An 18,404-nucleotide genomic window follows, 5' to 3' on the forward strand; every position below is an offset into this window, starting at 1 on the left:
AATCATATAAATCCGCGTCTTTTTTGTTCAAAGCACGGGTTGATGGAGATTCTTCCGCAGCGCACGAATCCTTTCGCGTATCGTAGTTACGTTGTGAGCGGGACACTGATACCCGGAAACGAAGGCGGCACTTTGCCGTCCATGGTTACGAGCCTCGTTCCCAATCTCATTGCCAGCGTCACAAACTCACAATCGTAGGCGGAACATTCACTATCACGCACCATATCCAAAACACTCCGCGAGTCCACTTCGTACTCGCCGTCTCTCAGCAGGTCCTCCGCCTCGCTCTGGAGGACGTGTGCTTGACCGATGGTCAGTTGCCCACGTCTCAAGTAGCCGGCGAGGATGTTTCGAAACTCACTGCGGTAAAGAACGGGTGCGTTCCAATCAGGGCCACACTCCATCAGCGTTTCCGCTGCTGTGGTGAATTCCCCGGGCAGGCATAGATACGCCAGTACGTTCGAGTCCACGACAATCACGGACGATCTTGCTTCTTCAACGCACCAATGTCACGGATATGAAACTGGGTACCCAATCTCGCCCGCAACTGCCGGGTCCGGGCCAGCCGATCGCTAGAGGTCATTTTGGTCGGTATGAGCACGGCCTCGAGGCACACAATGGCCTCGCTGCTCAAGCTGCGACGATGCGCTTCGGCCGCTATTTTCAGTCGCTCGTACACCTCGTCGGGAATATTTTTCAAGGTAAGTGTCGTAGGCATCGCACCTCCAACCATTGTGGCACCATAATGGCTGGAGTCTACAGGGCACCCGGCCCCACATGCCAATCCGCGCTTTAACCCATATCCAAGAGTATTTTCGTCATGTCGAGGACACCGATTGCGTCATCCCCTCCGACACCGGGTAACGCTCTGTGCCGGCATAGACCACGAAACTCTTGTCCGGCTGGATGTCCTCGCAAGCTTGATAAAACCCCTTGCCCGGCTTCGCCGACAGGGCGCGCTTGATCTCGATCGCCCAGCGACCGGCCCGGCCGGGCAAATCCAGCACTAAGTCGATTTCCGCGCCAGCCGAAGTCCGGTAAAAGCTGGCGCTTGGCCGGTCGGGCACGACCGAAAGCAGATTTTCGATCACAAACCCCTCCCAGCTCGCTCCGATCACCGGGTGACCGGCCAGCTCGTTGTAGTCGCCAATCCCGAGCAACGCGTGCACGAGACCGCTGTCCCGCACATAGACCTTGGGCGATTTCACCAAGCGCTTTCCAATATTCGCATGCAAAGGCTGCAGCCGCCGCACGAGCAGCAGGACCGCCAGCAGATCGATGTATTTGGTCACCGTCGGCGCGGTCAGGGACAAGCCCGCGGCGAGCCGCGAGGCGTTCATCAACGTGCCCTGCCCATGCGCCAGCATGGTCCACAGACGTCCCAGCGTTTCCGCGGGAATGCCGGGGCCGAACTGCGGCACATCCCGCTCCAGGTAGGCGCGCATGAAGTTTTTGCGCAGTTTCAGGCTGTCCTGGTCGCTCTTTGCCAGGTAGCTGTCCGGAAACTCGCCACGGATCCATAGTTGGTCGGAGGCGCCTTCCCTTCCTCCGACTTCAGTAACGTCGAGTGGCTCCATTTCTACATATTCAATCCGCCCAGCCAAACTCTCACCAGACGGGCGCAGCCAATCAATGGAAGCCGACCCCAGGATCAGGAACCGCCCCGTCCGCTTGCCCTTCCGGCGACCCTGGTGGATCAAACCTCGTAATGTCTGGAACAGCTCTGGCACCCGATGGATGACGTCGAGCACGACCAACCGGTCCTCATACTGCTTGAGAAACAGCGCCGGACTGGCCAGTTTCTCCCGATCATTCGTATCCTCCAAGTCGAGGTACAGCGCCCCCCGCTCTTCCGCGATATCTTGTGCCAGCGTAGTCTTGCCGACCTGGCGCGGGCCGATCAGTGCCACCGCCGCTTGGCGGTCCAGCGCCTCCGTAACATGCGGTTTTATTCGACGTCCTATCATCCTCGCATTACGTAATGTGGCCTTTCAATTTGCAAGGCCATTCCTTGATGATCGGACGCCGCTCCGCGGGTATGTGCCCCGCTATTCGTCGGCGTACTTTGGGATGCGCCGGGACGTTTTGCTTGTCGTACCGCATGAAAAATACGGCCGGATCGCACCGGTGCCATCAGCGCTACCGGTGATGTCGACCGGGCTCGAGAGGTTTGGGGTGGCGGCGATCCAGAGGCGCTGCCGCAAGACCCTGCTGGTCGGCGGAGCGCGTTTAGATGGGAGTTTGGTCGCTGGGGCTGCGCTCTTTGTCGAACTTTCACTGCCTCCCCGGCAGAGCCGGGGCCTCCCTTTGGGGACTAGCGCATGCGTCTTACAGGACCCACTTCCAGGGGGCTAGAGGACTCTGGCAGGCGGATCTCATGCTCCTTACTGTACTGGTAATCGTGAAAAACATGCTCTGCGGAAAGCAATGCGTAACTCCCGTCGGCCAGAAGATGGGTCGTGTCTTTGAGGCGGTAGGTGTAATGGCCGCAGGTCCATATGGCAAAGTTGCGCATGTGGGTACAGAGACAAGTTTTGTCTTTTACCGAGAAAACCGTATCAATACCCCGGGCCTCGCGTTCACGCTCATAGGCATCTATGTAGGCGCAGTGGCCCGAGCTGTCGAGCAGGTAGCCATAGGCCTCGCAGTTCGGTCGTATCGCCGCCCCTATGCCAGGGCTGCTCTTTAGCATGCGCATGGGGTAGCCGGTGGGCGAGACGAGATTGACCTCGATGTCGTCCTCACGCGCATGAAGATACTCCTGCTTTATTTTTTCCGGCAGACCGCACTCGTTTGTCACCGTAAAGCGCGTTGCTACCTGCACGGCGCTGGCGCCGGACTCCAGGAATTCCGTCGCATCGCTGCCCGTGAATATTCCCCCGGCGGGGATCACGGGAATATCGAGCCCTTGTTGCGCAAGATATTGCAGGATTTCTGCGACGATCGTCTTGAGATCGTACTGCGCCCAATCCATTCCGAAACCAAGGTGGCCTCCGGCGAGCGGCCCCTCGACCACGATATAGTCGGGGAGTCTCCCCAAGCGGGCATTCTTGCGCAAAAATAACAAAAGCGCCCGCAATGACGACACGATTATCCCCAACTGCGCGTCACGGAACCGGGGGTGATCTTCGATGAGCGCAAGCGACCCCAGGTGCAGGCCGGCGCCCAAGGTAATCCCGTCGATACCGGCGTCCAGTGCGGCCATAAGCCGGACGCGCAAGGTCTCGCGCGGCGCATTCATGGTGAGCTTCTCCATACAGTTTATGAAGATGAGCCCCGGGCCCTTTTTGGCCTCCATGGTACGGCCGACATGCAGTGCGGTGGCCTCCGCAAGACGCGCGAGATCGAACTGCACCTCGGCCTTGTCGTTGTTCAACACATTGTGTTTATATTTCCGGAGTTTTTCAGCGACGTACTTGGTCTTGAATCGGCGGTCGGACACGGTAGGAACCATGGCGTCCGAGATATGCCCGATCCCGCCCAGTCGCGCCGCCTCAAGCGCCAAACGCGCGGCCGATATGTCGACGCCCATGCCGCCGACGATGAGAGGTACCAGTTCATGTCCGGCAAGATGGAGGCGGAAGTCGTTTACGCATTTCATGACAAAAGGTGATTCCCTGGCGGTGGCCGTGTGCGATGTGAGGGATCCGGGGAAACACCCAAGATTGGCTGAATCAGGGAATGTCCCTCTTCGTCTCCGGAACGGGTGAGTGGGCGGCCTGAGGCACCGCGGTATGGGAATGCCAGGACGGTCGAGTCGCATGCGCCCAGTTTCTTCGTGCCGGCGACCAAATGGCAGGCGCTCAACCCGTACCGCTCGCCAGTACCCCGGGCGGGAGAGGTGTGGCGGCCCTGCCAATTTGCCATATTTCCCAGTTTTTTGGAAGGGTTCCGTGGCGTTTCCGGTGCCCTGCCGACGGCGGCATGAATGGCAGTCTAGCGCCTCGGCGTGCCGATAACCACAGGCCAAGCGGCGTCTTGTAATATGGGGACCAGGGCGCGCGGACGAAGGGTGGGAAAGGGGCCCGGAATTACGGGTCCCCGTGGTGAAGCCCTTGACGCAGCCGCTTACGAACATCCCCACCGGGATGGGTCATAAAGGCCCTCTGCGCGCATCGCGGCGCAGAGCCGCTGTCGTGGGGCGCTGCCGGCGCGTCCATGCGAGGGCGCCTACCCTGGTGGGACCCGGGGCGCACAGGCCCGATCTCCGAGGCGCCACGTCCAGCCCGCGCGTGGCCCTGCCTGTCACGCAGTCGTTCCCGGAGGCAGCGTGGCCGCCCGTCTGGACCGAAGTCGCACGCGGGAAGCGGCCTGAGGGGCACCCATTCGCACGCCCGCTGCGGCGCAGCGAATCGACGGTTATGACCGCCGGGACCGTGGGGCCCGTTTTGGCGGCACAAGGCACGCGCCGGCCGGGGCACCGGCGTCCGCCCTTACCCACCACAGCGTCGCCCCAAACATCGCCCCTCACGGGTCCCGCAAGACCCGGCAGGGTATGCCGTAACCTGCGGTCCTCGCACGACTCGCCGGGGACAAGTCACATCAGCGTCGCGGCCACGATGCGTCTTGCTCTTCCAGGGGCGTGCTGCCGCGCACAGCCCCCACCGCCGACTTCGTGGGTCTGATAGCTATGGGTTCGTGCCGGGGACGACCAGCTGTGGCGATAGCCCAAGCCCCGGGTTTGGCCCGTGGCCCCGCCGGCCCTTAGTCGCCTTTTGCCGAGCCTTTCAAAGAACCGGCCCCGGTGGCGCATGTCTCGAGCAAGGCGGCCAAGTCCCGGGCCGAAGTCACCTCGGGGCGCTCATTTGGGCGGTGCTCGACCCTGCGTAAACCGCGCATATACGAGCGGAATCCGGAAGTGGGCACTCACCCTACCGTGATCCGGGTCTTGCGTTCGTAGATCGGCTGCCGGTATCCTCGCCGCTTTTGCGGCGTGCGCAGCCAGTATGGCGGAAGGTCCCGTACGCCGACGCGACCGCTTGGCTGGCGTCTGTATCTCACGCGGGAGGCCCTGCGCCATGGACCAACCCTTACAGATCCTCATGTACACGGGTTTTGATCCTGGCGGGCTCGAACGCGCCTACGCCAAGGTCGCCGAGGCCTTGGCGCAAGGGGATTTTCACTCCGCCCAGGTCAAGAAGCTTCGCCATGCCACCTACGGCAAGCTCTACCGGGCGCGACTCAATGATTCCGACCGCCTGCTTTTTTCGCTGGTAAAGCACGGCGAACAGACCGCTCTTCTCATGCTCGAGGTCATACGCCAGCACGACTACGCCTCATCGCGCTTCCTGCGGGGCGCGGAGGTGTCTCCGGAAAAGATCCAGGATGCGGACCCCGCCGAGGCGCGACGCGAGGCCACTCCCCTGCGTTATTGGCCGAAGACCCGCACAAGTATCCATGTCCTGGACAAACCCCTTTCCTTCGATGATACCCAAGCGGCGCTTTTTGCGGCCCCGGCCCCCCTTATACTGGTCGGCGGCGCCGGCAGCGGCAAGACTGCCCTGCTTTTGGAAAAGCTGAAGACCATTCCCGGCGATGTGCTCTACATTACTCACTCCGCCTATCTCGCCGAGCATGCGCGTGAACTTTACTACGCGCACGATTTCGTGCGCGAGGGACAGGAGGCGGCCTTTCTCTCCTACCGAGACTATCTTGAGACTTGGCGCATTCCCGAGGGACGCGAGGCAAGCTGGCGCGACTTTAGCGCGTGGTTTGCGCGTATTCGCCAAAACTCCAAGGGGATAGATGCCCATCAGATCTTTGAAGAGATCCGCGGGGTCATCACAGCGCGCGCCGAAGGGGTGCTTGATTTCGAGGCCTACAAGGCGCTCGGTATCCGCCAGTCCATCTTTGCCGCAGATCAGCGCGAGGCCGCGTACGATGTGTTTGTACGCTATCAGTCGTGGCTCAAGGATCATCGGTTCTTCGATCTCAATTTGCTGGCCCACGCCTGGAAACCTCTGGTACAGCCGCGCTATGACTTTGTCGTCATAGACGAGGTCCAGGATCTGACCGCCATTCAGCTGTCGTTGGTCCTGGCGGCGCTACGCAAGCCCGAGGCTTTCGTGCTCGGGGGCGACGCCAACCAGATCGTGCATCCCAATTTCTTTTCCTGGGCCCAGATAAAAAGCCTGTTCTGGGCGGATTCACGACTGAGCGCGGGCCGCGAATTGCAGGTGCTCACGCATAATTTTCGGAATGGTCGCACGGTCACGCAGGTCGCCAATCGGCTCCTCGAAATCAAGCAGCAACGCTTCGGATCCATTGACCGCGAGAGCAACTTTTTGGTGGAGGCAGTAGGGGATCTGGCGGGAGCGGTGCAGGTCCTGGATGACGCAAGGCCTGGACTTTCGGCGCTTAACCAACAAATATCGAAGTCGACGCAGTACGCGGTACTGGTTTTGCGCGAGGAAGACAAGGCGGCGGCGCGGGCGATCTTTACGACCCCCCTATTGTTCTCGGTCCAGGAGGCCAAGGGCCTGGAGTATCCCCATATCGTACTTTATCGTTTTCTTTCCGATCATCGCGCGACCTTTGCGGCCTTATGCGAAGGGGTCCGCAAGGATGACCTGGGGGGCAAGGCGTTGACGTTTCGGCGCACCAAGGACAAGGGGGACCGATCGCTTGATGCCTACAAGTTTTTCGTAAACGCCCTTTATGTGGCCATCACCCGCGCCGTGGATAGTGTCTATTTGGTGGAATCCGACCACAACCATCCCCTGCTGAATCTGCTGGATGTGCAGGGCCGTGCCGCCGCCCCCATCGTGGTGCCGGCGTCGTCGCGCGATGACTGGCAGAAAGAGGCTCGCAAGCTCGAGTTGCAAGGGAAACTGGAACAGGCCGAGGCTATTCGCGCAAGCATCCTTCAGACAAAGGCGCCACCCTGGCCAGTCGCCAACGCGAGCCATGTCGAGGCGCTGATCCAAAAGGTCTTTGTCGAGCGCGCGGTGGGCAACAAAGGGAGCCAGCAGCTCTTTGAGTACGCCGCGTTCTACGATGCCCCGGAGCTCGCTGAGCGCCTGGCCCAGGAGCGACAGTTCTCTTTAGCCCGTCACTTTGTCGCGCAAAGGCCCCGGATCGTAAAGGCTCGGCTCGCCAGTTATAGCCGGCATCACTTCAATGAAATATGGAATGATTGCGACCGCTACGGTCTGGAACACCGCACTCCCATGAACCAGACACCCCTTATGGCGGCGGCGCGAGCCGGAAATGTGGCGCTTGTGGAGGCGCTGTTGGAAAAAGGGGCGCGCCGGGACAGTTGCGATCATTTGGGCCGCAACGCCGCGCACATCGCGTTACGCGAGGCGTTTACCGATCCGGAATTTGCGCAGGCCGGGTTCCCGGCCCTGTGGAGCCTTCTTGCGCCCCTTGGCATCGATTTGCGCATCAATGACCGCCTGGTTCGTCTCGAGAAGCACCAGGCCGAGTATTTTCTTTTCCAGACACTCTGGGCCCTCATCCCCAACGCACCAGTCGACTATGGTCTGGTTCTCGGATTCCGGCGCGGACTTTTGGAGCGCGTCTGGGCCAGATTGCCCGACATCGTCGTCCCGCCCAATCGCAAGCAAGGCTCCTATATATCCGGGCTTCTTGCCCGAAACGAGGTCAATCGGGATTACGCCTATAACCGCCGGCTTCTTGTGCGCGCACAGCAGGGGGTCTACTTGCTGCAATCCCATCTCTATCTGCGCGACCCTGACCGGGAAGGTGAGTGGCGGCATTGGACGCAGGCCCATAATCTCGAGTTCCTGCAAGCGCATCTGCCGGCGTATCGGTCCACCTTCAAGGCGGTCCTGGACCTCGCCCCGCATACCGAGATGCCATCGCCCCCGGATGCGAATCCCGCGCCAAAGGCGAGCGATGATGGCCCTCGATAGAGGCCGGCCCACCCTCGTAGACAGGACCCGCCGTGGCGTCGCAGGCAGATGGGCGTGCGCGAAGCGGTACGCCCTCCGGCCCAGGCGATCAACAGCACCTCTTTTTTGGGATCGACGATGGCCGCTCAACGGAGGATGGCGCCGACATGTAACGGGTGCCTGGCGCGCGCCCACGCGGGCGCGTGGCGGCGCCAGCCGCACAGGCGGCCAATAGCGATCACAGCCCCGATCCGAGGACATTCACCTGGGGATCGCAGGGTCGCGGCTCGCAGGCCCTGTGCGACCGGTTGTCCTGGGAGGGCGCGGGAATGCAGCCAATCTCGATGCGGCACTGATCATGAATGGCCGATAGCGCGCCCGTCGCAGGGAGCGGTAGCCAACAGCTGGCACTGGGACTCGCATAGGGACTGGCTACAGCGCCACCGGGGTTTATGGCTCCCCATGGGGAACTGTTGGCCCTGTGGGGGATCCGGGCGGGCCGCGCCATTGAGCGCATTGCCTCCCCGCGACAGAAGTGGCGGGCTTGCTGGCGAGGGGCCATGACGGCATCGGGACGCTTTTGAAGGTCTGCAGGCGCGCGCCGCTGGCTGAATGTCACCGGACTTCACGCGGGCGGTCGTATCACGAGCCGGTCGGATGCGTGACGACTATCATTCCGCGTCGCTGTGCGCGCACCCTGATCCTGGATTCGCAAGACGCACAAGGCCGGCGATGGGGCAGGCATCACGAGCCATGCCGGGCGCCGGCCGTGCCGGATCTCAGGCACCCGCGGGGCGGGAGGGAGAGGCGCGGGCGTATCGAGGCCGGAATCCTTGCGCCAAGCGCCCCGATGCGGCGGGACGCGATGGCGCTGTATCATAGAGGGATGAATGCGCCTCCCCGCCGTGTCGCACACCTCGACATGGATGCGTTCTACGCGTCGGTCGAGTTGTTGCGTCAGCCGCAACTGCGCGGCCTGCCGGTGGTCGTCGGCGGCCGGCGAGGCAGCGGGGCGGCGCCGATGGCGCTACGCGCCTATGAGGGTCGCGGGGTGGTGACAACGTCGACCTACGAGGCCCGCGCACTGGGGGTGCATTCGGGGATGAGCCTCATGCGGGCCGCGCGCCAGGCCCCGGACGCACTGCTGCTGGCACCGAACTTCGAGGCCTATCGTCATTACTCAGCGCTTTTCAAGAGCGCCGTCGTTGAGATCGCGCCGCTCATGGAAAACCGCGGGATCGATGAGGTCTATATCGACCTGACGGACCTCGATTCCGACTCGCGTTCCCTGGGGCGACGCTTGAAGGAAGCGGTCCATGAGGCCACCGGGCTTTCGTGCTCGCTCGGGATTGCCGCCAATAAGCTGCTCGCCAAGATCGCCTCCGACTTAGACAAGCCCGACGGCCTGACCCTGCTCGGCCCCGAGGACATCGTGCGTCGGGTGTGGCCCCTGTCTGTCGCAACGATCAACGGGATCGGCCCCAAGGCCGCGGCCAGGCTCCATGGCCTTGGCATCCGTACGATTGGGGAACTGGCGGCGGCCGACGAGGCCCTCCTCGATCGCACCTTCGGTGCGCGCCTCGCGCTGTGGCTACGTGAGTCGGCGAATGGCGTGGATGACCGCCCGGTGGTGACCGAGAGCGCCACCAAATCCGTGAGTCGCGAGACGACCTTCGAGCGCGACCTCGATGCGCGCGCCGACAGGCCCCGGCTGTCGGCAGTCCTCGTCGAATTGTGCGAACGACTGGCGGGTGACCTCTCCAGAAAAAATCTGGCGGCGCGCACCATCGGCATCAAGCTGCGCTACGCCGACTTCCACACCGTAACGCGCGACCTGACGGTGCCACGCCCGGTTAGCGGGGCGCACGATATCCTGGCCGGGGCCCGTGAGTGCCTGCGCCGGGTCGCGCTCGACCGCCGCTTGCGGTTGCTTGGGGTGCGTGCGGGCTCGCTTTCGGGACCGTCCGGGGCGGCCATGCCCGGTCAGCAAGCGGAGCTGCCGTTCGGGGAGCAAGACCCTCGTATCAATAGCGTGTGACGGGATGGGGTGGGCTCGGAGCCCACCCCAAGTCCGGCCGGGCCGCCAAACGGCAAGGCGGGGCGGGTCCTAGGCCCGCCAGGGGGTCGGCGATGGCCGGGTAGCGCACGGCGCTTAAAGGAGACCCCTGGGGATCCGCGTCCAGTACCCACACAGGGCCTTGGGCGTGAGGGGCAATGGCGCCGGCCTTAAGGGCGTCGGTGGGGGGCGGCACGCCTGCGGTGTCGGGTCGCGATCGTAGTGAGAGGGGTAGGGGCTGTGCATCCCAGGCGATGCCTCGCGCGGCGCGCTGCCCACCGTAGGGCAGGCCGCCTGGGTGCACTCGCTGGCGCAAGAGGGGCTATCGGCGCGCCGCTCCCGCCTGCGCCAGGCGGGAGCGGACCCGTTGGACGAAGCCGTCATCCCGAGGCCCACGGCAAATAAGTTGATGGTGATCGCGGGTGAAGGATGTCCAGGTCGCCGCCTATCGACACGCCCCGAGCTGCGGCCGTCGCCGTCGTGACCTTCGCGTATAGCCTACGGCGGGCGGGCCCTGGCCGTTTGGTCAATTCCTGCTAAGGTTGGGTCACGATGGGCCTTCGGGCAATAGACATAAACCATGGCAAGGAGATGAGGAGATGATATGGAACATAGACGGTCGCGAATAATGCTGTGTGCGCTCACATCGGTGGCGGGGGTGCTGGCGCCCTGGTCTGGCACGCAGGCCGCGGTCGCGCCCACGAAGCCCTATGTCCTGGTGGCGGCCCCCCGCGAGACCGCGGCCCGCGGCCAACGCGACTATGGCCCGGTGGCAGCCTTCCTCACCAAGGTGCTTCACCATCCCGTGGTCTATCGACACCCCAACGGCTGGCTTACCTACGAACTCTGGATATGGAAGGATCGCGCGGACATCTACTTCGATGGCCCACAGTTCATCGCCTGGCGGCTCCACTACCTCCATCAGACCCTGGGGCCACGCGTCCCGCAAACCCAGGACTGGCGCCTCTATACCTGGAAGGGGTCGTCCGTGAAGACGGTGGCGGGGGCGGCCACGGGCGCAACACTGTGTGCCCCGCCCGTCCCGAACTTCGGGACGCTATGGGTGACAAGCCTGTTTCCCAACCCTGCGCGCCAGCCCTACATCCGCAACATGCATGGATGGAAGAGGATCTTTAAGGCGGTGACGGATCATCAGTGCACGCTTGGTATCGGCCCGCGGCTCACGCTCCACTACCTGGACCCCAGCCATAATAAAGTGACGATCCTGAGGCGGAGCCGCCACTACCCCAACCAAGGCTTCACCATAAGCCGAAAGATCCCCGGACCCGTGCGCCGCGAGATCGTCCGCGCGCTCTTGAGTCCGTCTGGGGAAAAGGCCATGATGCGGTTGCGCAAACGTTTCTCGCATGGTCGCCGCCTGGTCGCCGGGCAAGCCCGCCAATACAGAAATGTCGATGTGGGTCTTAATGCGCAATGGGGTACGGTTTACGCCACCGGCATCGATCGATATCTCAGACAAGACGCCAAACGCGAAGGGTTCGCGGTCGCTCAACAGGCCGCGCCCTGAGTATGCAAATCTTCACGGAAAGGATGAAAAATGACAAATAAAAAATGGATGTCTCTCCTGGGAGCGGCAATGTTGGCCACCACCACGGCCGGCGCATATGCGAAAGGCATACCGCAAATTCCCGGGGCACCCGCGATCCATGGGCACCCCGTGGTCGACGCCCCGAAGGTGCTCATGTGGCCACGCAACGCCAAGCCGGCGGCGGCCGATCTGACGGATCCGGATGCCGACCTCCTCTTCGATCTGCATGGGAGCATCGAGCGGGGCGCGTGCCGCAAGGTCGATCTCGTCGTGTCCACCGAGGGGAATTACCACATGGCCCTCAACACGCTGTGGCGCACGGTTCTTCTGCCGCGCTACGGAAAGACCATCCGCAGCTGGTACTACACCACCAGCCCGCCGATCGCCTTTCCCCAGCTTATGCATCATGACGACCTGAGCTTTGGCAACTTCTACCTGCATTGCCGCCCGGAGGTCGCGATCGCGGCGCCGCGTCTCATCCGTAAGCTTGAGGCCCATGGCTTCACGGAAGGTAAGCCGATCGCGCTCATGAAGAGTCGCGGCAACGTCCTGCTCGTCAAATACGGCAATCCCCTGCATATTCACAGCGTCTGGGATCTGGCGCGTCCGAACGTGCATCTCATTACACCAAATCCCTATAATGAGCCGGGCGCATTCCTGAACTACGCCGGGACGATCTATCAGATCGCCAAGCACGATCCGCACCCGCCGAAGGGTTGGACGGCCAATCGCCTGTTCAACGCCATCTTCAACAGCCATATCAAGGACAAGTGGCTGATCGGGGCACGCATACACCATCGCGACGAGCCGTGGTCTGTGGCCTATGGCAAGGCCAACGTAGCGGTGATCATGTATCAGCTCGGCAAATACACGAAGGCGGTGTTCCCGCACCTCTTTACCATCGTCCCGCTGGGCGGCACGGTCTCGCATCCGCGCCCGCTGCCAGGCAACCAGATCGACACCACCTACCTCATAAGGGTGAAGGGGCATTTCACGGCCCGCCAACGCAGGGCTCGGCATGACTTCATAAAGACCCTGGAGTCGCCGGCCTTCACACGCATCCTCGAGCACGACGGTCTGCGTCGCCCGTAAGAGGAGCGGATGGGAGGGACGGCGTGGCCGTCCATCAAGCCGGGGCGCGCATGTGGCATAAAGCCGTGTGCGCGCCTTTTTTGCGGGCGCATCCGCCTTGCCTCGCGCCTCGTCTCTCCTTAAAGTAGCAGGTTCCCTTCAAGGCTCGAGACTGCCCATGACCACAAAGAGCGCTTCCTCGCCCAACGCCGGTGCCCCGGATTTCTGCGCCGGCATGCATTCCTTCGGCGAGCCGTGGCCCGACTTCGACACCCATGGCTCACACCCGGCGATTGCCGACAAGGCCCGGGCGATAAGCGATACACGCTCCCCGGATGCCGCCTACCAGACCCTGCTGATGGCCGACGCGCTGCGCTATGTGACCCTTCAGATGTGCGCCTCCAAGGCCTCCGGCCACCCCGGGGGGTTTGCCTCGAGCGCCGAGGCCTACGCCGCCCTGGTCATGCTCGGCCACACGCACATCGTGACCGAGGTCGGCCATCATGCCCCCGGCTTCTACAGCGCCATGTTCCTGGACGGATCTCTGGAGGGGCTCGGCATCCATACCATGACCGACCTCATGGCGCGTTTTAGGGAACAGCACGGTCTGCTCGGACACTTGTCCGGGGCGATACCCGGGATACTGGCGCCGGCCGGGCCTCTGGGTCAGGGCCAGCACTTCGCCATGGCCGGCGCCCTGCTGCACCCAGGCGTCCTGTTCCCGCTGACCATAGGTGATGGGGGGCTCGGCGAGCCCTATGTGCTGAGCGCCATCAAGCACTTCCATACGAGCTACCCGGGCACCACGAATTTCTTGCCGACACTCATCTGGAACGGCTTTAGCCAGGAACACCACTCCATGGTGTCGCGCCTGTCCAACGAGGGTATGCGTCGCTATTTCGAGGCCCACGGCTTCGAGCGCGTGGTGCTCGTGGATGCCAAGGACTTCGACGACGCGGGCCAGGCCGGGGATTATGTGGATTCGACGCGCTTCTCGTTCGCGCGCCGCCTGGCATTCGTCCAGGCCGTACTCGAGGCCGCCGACGTGGCCGCGCGTAGCGCGCTCGACGGCACGCTCACGGCGTTCATCCTAAAGCAATTGAAGGGCGCGGGCGTGCATGCGCACGGGGCGAAGTCCCATAACCTCTATCCGGGCGACACACTCGACAAGCCGCAGATCGAAGCGGCACTTGCCGCGCGCGCCCTGAGCCCTGCGGCCTGGGCGTTGGTGCGCGAGAATTTCGCGCGCGCCGGTGGCGGGCCCGCAGCCAAGACCATGGTGACCGAGACGACCCTGGAGCTCGCCGACCTCGGGGCCTTCCCGCTCCACGAATACGCTGCGACTGAGAAGGCCGTGCCGTCCACCGCGGTCGGTGCCCTGGTGGCCTGGCTTGGCGGCAAGGACCGCCGGTTCGTCGTGACTAACGCCGACGGCAACGAGGCCTCCGGACTCAAGAACATCAATGATGCCCTGAAGATCCGCCACCCGACCGCCGACCCCCTCTATAACCAGGAGCCCAGCGGGCAGGTCTACGAGCCCTTGAGCGAGGACGCATGCGCCGGGCTTGCGGCCGGGCTCGCGCTCTTCGGAGGCCGCAGCCTATGGCTGTCATACGAATCCTTTGCCATAAACGGCTGGCCGATCTTTCAGACCGTGACCCAAGCGATGGCCGAACTGCGCCGGCGCACCCCGTCGGTCGTCGGCCTGTTCACCGCCGGGGCCCTCGAGCAGGGACGCAACGGCTGGACCCATCAACGCCCGGAGATCGAGAACTACATCGCCGCGCAGATGCGCAACGGCAACGTCTATCTGTTGTTTCCGCCGGACGCCAATGCCGCGCAGGCCGCGTATGAATACGCCGCTACGAGCTGGAACAAGGGCATGGTGATCATCGCCTCGAAAAGCCCGTTGCCGATCCATATGACGATGGAGGCTGCACGCCGGGCGGTACGCGAGGGCGCGGCGATCCTTTACGAGGGCGCCGATGGCCGGCGCGGCCGGGTGGTGTTGGCGGTGGCCGGCGACATGGTGCTGTTGTCGGTGTTTGCCGCCAAGGAGCGTCTGGAGGCCGAGGGTTTCGGGGTACGCATCGTGGCGCTCGTGAACCCCCGGCAACTCTACCAGGCCCGTGATGTCGCCGCCGAGACCGTGGCCGAGCCCGATCTGTCGTTCATGGGCGACCAGGAGTTCGGGCGCCTGTTTGACGGCGACCGGATCGTGGCGATAAGCGGCGGACCCTCGGGGCCGCTGGAGCCGGTATTGGTGCGGGCAAAGGCCCCGTTGCGCGCGACCCTGGCCTGGAGACGTGGCGACACGACCGCCAGCCCAAGCGAGCTCCTGAACCTGAATGGCCTCGATGCCGACACCATCGTCGCCCGGGTTCTGGCGATGGATGAGTAGCGTGAGCGCACGCGGCGCAGGGCACAAGGTCATCGTTCTGGACGACGATCCGACCGGATCGCAGACCGTACACTCCTGTCTACTGCTGACGCGCTGGGACACGGCCGCCCTGAAGGCCGCGCTATGCGCCCCGGGGCCGCTTTTCTTCATCCTCACCAACACCCGCGGCATGGGCGCCGGGGAGGCCGCCTGGATCGTGCGCACGGTATGCCGGAATCTGCGCGCCGCGCTCGCCGAGCTGTCTTCGGAGGGGGTGGTGATACGGCCGATCTTTGTCAGCCGCTCGGACTCGACCCTGCGCGGCCATTATCCGGTCGAGACCGATGTCATGGCCGAAGAGCTGGGTCCCTTCGATGCGCACTTTCTGATCCCGGCATTCTTCGAGGGCGGGCGGGTGACGCGGGCCGGCCGGCACTATCTTGTCATCGATGGCACCCCGGTGCCGGTCCATGAGACCGAATTCGCACGCGACACGGTTTTCGGCTACCGCAATAGCGACCTGCGCGAATATGTGGCGGAGAAGACGGCGGGTCGGATCGCCGCGACCGATGTGCAGCTGTTTTCGCTGTCGGACGTACGCGCAGGTTGCGGCGCACGCCTCCAGACACTGGCCAACAACAGCTGTTGCGTGGTGGATGCCGTACAGCAAAGCGACCTCGACCGCTTCGCCCGCGACATCTACGACGCGGTCGATGCCGGACGGCGCTTTCTATTCCGCAGCGCGGCAAGCCTTCTGACGTCACTTGCGAATCTCCCGGCGCAGCCAGTACTGCCGGAGGCGATGTCCGGTTACGCCCAGGGCCCCGTGGGGGTCGTGCTGGTAGGCTCCCATGTGCGCAAGACCACCGAGCAACTCGCCATACTTTTGCGCGAACCGACGGTCGCGGCAATCGAGATCGACGTCGACCGGGCACAGGAGGCGGATGGCACGGCCTTGCGCGATCACGTCCTCGCCGGGATCGCCGCCGCGCACGCCGCGGGTCAGACCGCCGTCCTGTTCACCAGCCGCTCGGAGCGTCAATTCGCCGATAGCGACCAGCGCCTGCGCTTCGGGGCCGCGGTCTCGGCGTTTCTGATGCGTATTGTCCAGGCCTTGCCCAAGACCACGGGATTTCTGATCAGCAAGGGTGGCATCACGTCCAACGACGTCCTGAGCACAGGGCTTATGCTGGGGACCTGTGAGGTCGTGGGCCAGATCCTGCCAGGGTGCTCGGTGGTGTGTTGCCCGAAAACGCATGCGCGCCACCCGGGCATGCCGGTCGTGATCTTTCCCGGCAATGTCGGAGACGCCCAAGCCCTGAGGACCGTCTATCGGCGCATGGTGGGCCAGGCCTGATCAGAGTTCGTCGCTCACCCAGTTTCCGCAGAATGGATTGCCGGCGGCCTTGGCGCGGTGTCGCGCGGGACCGGCCGCAAGCAGGTTGTGGGCGGTATTGATAAGCCCGACATGGGAGAAGGCCTGGGGAAAATTGCCGATCAGCCGGCGATTCTTGGTGTCGTACTCCTCGGCCAGGAGACCGACGTCATTGGCTACGCCCGCGACACGCTCGAAGATCGCCGCGGCCTTGGCCTTGTGGCCCACGAGCGCATAATTGTCCGCGAGCCAGAAGGTGCACGCCAGGAATGCGCCCTCGGGGGCATGCAGGCCGTCCTGGCCGTCCGCCTCGTAGCGCTTGACGAACCCATCGACGGTCAGCTCACGCTCTATGGCGCGCACAGTATTCACGACCCGCTCATCGTGCGGGGACAGAAAGCCCACGAGCGGGAGCAGGAGCAATGAGGCATCGAGCTTCTCGGTATCATAGCTTTGCACGAAGGCCTGCCTTTTCTCGTTATAGCCCTTGCGGCAGACGTGTTCGTGGATGCGGGCGCGTAGCGCGCGCCAACGATCCGCGGGCCCTTCTCGGCCAAAGCGCTCGACGGCCTTGACGGCGCGATCGGCCGCCACCCACGCCATCACCTGGGAGAAGATATGGGGGCGCGGGCCGCTGCGCTCTTCCCAGAGGCCGGAGTCCGGGCCATCCCAACCCCCCTCCAGGAAATCCATGAGCCCTCGCTGTATCCCCCAGCTATTCACGTCGTCCTGGAAACCTTGCGCGCGGCTCAGGTGCAGGGCATCCATCACCTCACCGTAAACATCGATCTGACATTGCTTATACGCGGCGTTGCCAAACCGCACCGGACGGCTGCCGGCATAGCCCGCAAGCCACGGCACCTCGCGCTCCTCCAGCGTGCGCTCTCCGCCGAGACCATACATGATCTGAATGCGTCCCGGTTCGCCGCCCACCGCCCGGCATAACCAGTCCCGCCAGGCGCGCGCCTCCTTACGAAAACCGGCCAGGCCCAGGGCGTAGAGCGTAAAGGTCGCGTCGCGCAGCCAGCAGAAACGGTAGTCCCAGTTGCGTGGACCACCGAGGCTCTCGGGCAGGGACGCCGTGGCCGCCGCCACGATGCCCCCGGTGGGATTGAAGGTCAGGGCCTTGAGCGTAATCGCCGAGCGACGGACCATGGGCGCGTAGGGCCCGTCCTTTGGCATGCGCGCGCCCCAGCGACGCCAGAAGGCCTCGGTGCGCGCCAGGGCCTCGTGAGCATTACGGCCGGCCGGCTCCGGGCGGTAGGAGGCGGCGCGCGTCAACACAAAGGCCGCTTCACCGCCGGCGGCCACCGCGAACTCGGCACGCACCTCGGCGTGCTCGCGAGACAGCGGAATGGGGGCATACAGAAAGAACGCGTCGGGACCGGCAAAGGCATGGAGCTTGTGATCCTCGACCTGCACCCACGGCAGCACCGAGCCATATTCCAGTCGCAACGTGAGCGCAAGACGCATGGGCACGACCCCGCCACGCCCGCGCACGATGCGCACAATGTCGGTGATGCCATCGGGACGCGGTGATGGCATGAAATCGACGAGCTCGACCACCCCATCGTCGGTCTCGAAGCGAGTCTCCAGGATCAGGCTGTCCTCGCGATAGGCGCGCTCCACGCGCCTTAGGCCACCTGCCGGCGCCAGCAGGAAGCGACCGTTGCCCTCATCCCCGAGCAGTCCTGCAAAGCACGCGGGTGAGCTGAAGGTCGGGAGGCATAGCCAATCGATGGATCCGTTGCGCCCGACGAGCGCCGCGGTATGGGTATTTCCGATCAAAGCGTAGTCTTCGATCAAGGCGCTCACGGCAGACTCCCTGGGTCGACAAAAGCCGCAACGGGTCGCGATCACCCCATCATACGAACAGGCGAACCGGCGCCGGTATCCGTCCGGGGGGAAACCACGCGCCGGGCCGCTGGGTTTCCGCGGCCACGCGCCAACGCCAGGAGACACACCATGTCCAAAATCGTATGGCGTCCTCCCCTGCGGGGTCGGGCCCGCCTGCCCGTGGCTCGCATCGGAAAATGGGGCGCATGCGACGAGCGTCTCGCCCAGGCCCCTGGACTTGCGCGCGCGCCCCATTTTCCTTATAGTGCCCGGTCTTTGCA

The 18,404-nt window shown here is 63.7% G+C and carries 11 protein-coding genes; 6 read left to right on the forward strand and 5 right to left on the reverse strand.

The features are described 5' to 3' along the window. Positions 1-86 precede the first annotated feature (86 nt). The 4 genes from C4900_RS16460 to C4900_RS15040 form a co-directional block, all read right to left on the reverse strand. A complete protein-coding gene (locus C4900_RS16460) occupies positions 87-479 on the reverse strand; it encodes a type II toxin-antitoxin system VapC family toxin (protein WP_114283382.1) in 393 nt (130 codons plus the stop codon). Continuing rightward, on the reverse strand, positions 476-718 hold the full coding sequence (locus C4900_RS15030; RefSeq protein WP_114283383.1) for a FitA-like ribbon-helix-helix domain-containing protein: 243 nt from the start codon (positions 716-718) through the stop codon (positions 476-478). Before C4900_RS15030 ends, C4900_RS16460 begins: the two co-directional genes overlap by 4 nt. Positions 719-818: 100 nt before the next feature. After that, positions 819-1,967, reverse strand: coding sequence for an ATP-binding protein (locus C4900_RS15035; protein WP_114283384.1), 1,149 nt, complete (start codon positions 1,965-1,967; stop codon positions 819-821). 347 nt (positions 1,968-2,314) lie between these two features. Then, on the reverse strand, positions 2,315-3,601 hold the full coding sequence (locus tag C4900_RS15040) for a nitronate monooxygenase (RefSeq protein WP_114283385.1): 1,287 nt from the start codon (positions 3,599-3,601) through the stop codon (positions 2,315-2,317). Between the two features lie 1,417 nt (positions 3,602-5,018). On the opposite strand from C4900_RS15040, the gene C4900_RS15045 reads away from it, so the two are divergent. The 6 genes from C4900_RS15045 (at position 5,019) to C4900_RS15070 (ending at position 16,269) form a co-directional block, all read left to right on the forward strand. Further along, the gene (locus C4900_RS15045; protein ID WP_170132566.1) at positions 5,019-7,877 is read left to right on the forward strand and encodes a UvrD-helicase domain-containing protein; all 2,859 of its coding nucleotides are present in this window, start codon (positions 5,019-5,021) and stop codon (positions 7,875-7,877) included. Positions 7,878-8,742: 865 nt separating this feature from the next. Beyond that, entirely contained in the window at positions 8,743-9,894 is a 1,152-nt protein-coding gene (gene dinB / locus C4900_RS15050; RefSeq protein ID WP_065969741.1) for a DNA polymerase IV, read from the forward strand. A gap of 622 nt (positions 9,895-10,516) precedes the next feature. Continuing rightward, positions 10,517-11,440, forward strand: coding sequence for a PhnD/SsuA/transferrin family substrate-binding protein (locus C4900_RS15055; RefSeq protein ID WP_141689237.1), 924 nt, complete (start codon positions 10,517-10,519; stop codon positions 11,438-11,440). 30 nt (positions 11,441-11,470) lie between these two features. After that, positions 11,471-12,553, forward strand: a complete 1,083-nt coding sequence (locus tag C4900_RS15060; protein WP_083995727.1) for a substrate-binding domain-containing protein — start codon at positions 11,471-11,473, stop codon at positions 12,551-12,553. Between the two features lie 157 nt (positions 12,554-12,710). Beyond that, positions 12,711-14,933, forward strand: coding sequence for a phosphoketolase family protein (locus C4900_RS15065; RefSeq protein WP_114283387.1), 2,223 nt, complete (start codon positions 12,711-12,713; stop codon positions 14,931-14,933). Continuing rightward, on the forward strand, positions 14,926-16,269 hold the full coding sequence (locus tag C4900_RS15070) for a four-carbon acid sugar kinase family protein (RefSeq protein ID WP_114283389.1): 1,344 nt from the start codon (positions 14,926-14,928) through the stop codon (positions 16,267-16,269). Before C4900_RS15065 ends, C4900_RS15070 begins: the two co-directional genes overlap by 8 nt. On the opposite strand, the gene C4900_RS15075 is transcribed toward C4900_RS15070, so the two are convergent. Then, the gene (locus C4900_RS15075) at positions 16,270-18,102 is read right to left on the reverse strand and encodes a glycoside hydrolase family 15 protein (RefSeq protein ID WP_065969750.1); all 1,833 of its coding nucleotides are present in this window, start codon (positions 18,100-18,102) and stop codon (positions 16,270-16,272) included. Positions 18,103-18,404 lie beyond the last annotated feature (302 nt).

The sequence above is a fragment of the Acidiferrobacter thiooxydans genome (assembly GCF_003333315.1).
Taxonomy (GTDB): Bacteria; Pseudomonadota; Gammaproteobacteria; order Acidiferrobacterales; family Acidiferrobacteraceae; genus Acidiferrobacter; species Acidiferrobacter thiooxydans.

Excerpts from the sequence above, each read along its gene's own strand:
- C4900_RS15045 (WP_170132566.1), top strand. The coding sequence starts at position 5,019 with ATGGACCAACCCTTACAGATCCTCATGTACACGGGTTTTGATCCTGGC.
- dinB (WP_065969741.1), top strand. The coding sequence starts at position 8,743 with ATGAATGCGCCTCCCCGCCGTGTCGCACACCTCGACATGGATGCGTTC.
- C4900_RS15030 (WP_114283383.1), bottom strand. The coding sequence starts at position 718 with ATGCCTACGACACTTACCTTGAAAAATATTCCCGACGAGGTGTACGAG.
- C4900_RS15055 (WP_141689237.1), top strand. The coding sequence starts at position 10,517 with ATGGAACATAGACGGTCGCGAATAATGCTGTGTGCGCTCACATCGGTG.
- C4900_RS15035 (WP_114283384.1), bottom strand. The coding sequence starts at position 1,967 with ATGATAGGACGTCGAATAAAACCGCATGTTACGGAGGCGCTGGACCGC.
- C4900_RS15070 (WP_114283389.1), top strand. The coding sequence starts at position 14,926 with ATGAGTAGCGTGAGCGCACGCGGCGCAGGGCACAAGGTCATCGTTCTG.
- C4900_RS15060 (WP_083995727.1), top strand. The coding sequence starts at position 11,471 with ATGACAAATAAAAAATGGATGTCTCTCCTGGGAGCGGCAATGTTGGCC.
- C4900_RS15040 (WP_114283385.1), bottom strand. The coding sequence starts at position 3,601 with ATGAAATGCGTAAACGACTTCCGCCTCCATCTTGCCGGACATGAACTG.
- C4900_RS15065 (WP_114283387.1), top strand. The coding sequence starts at position 12,711 with ATGACCACAAAGAGCGCTTCCTCGCCCAACGCCGGTGCCCCGGATTTC.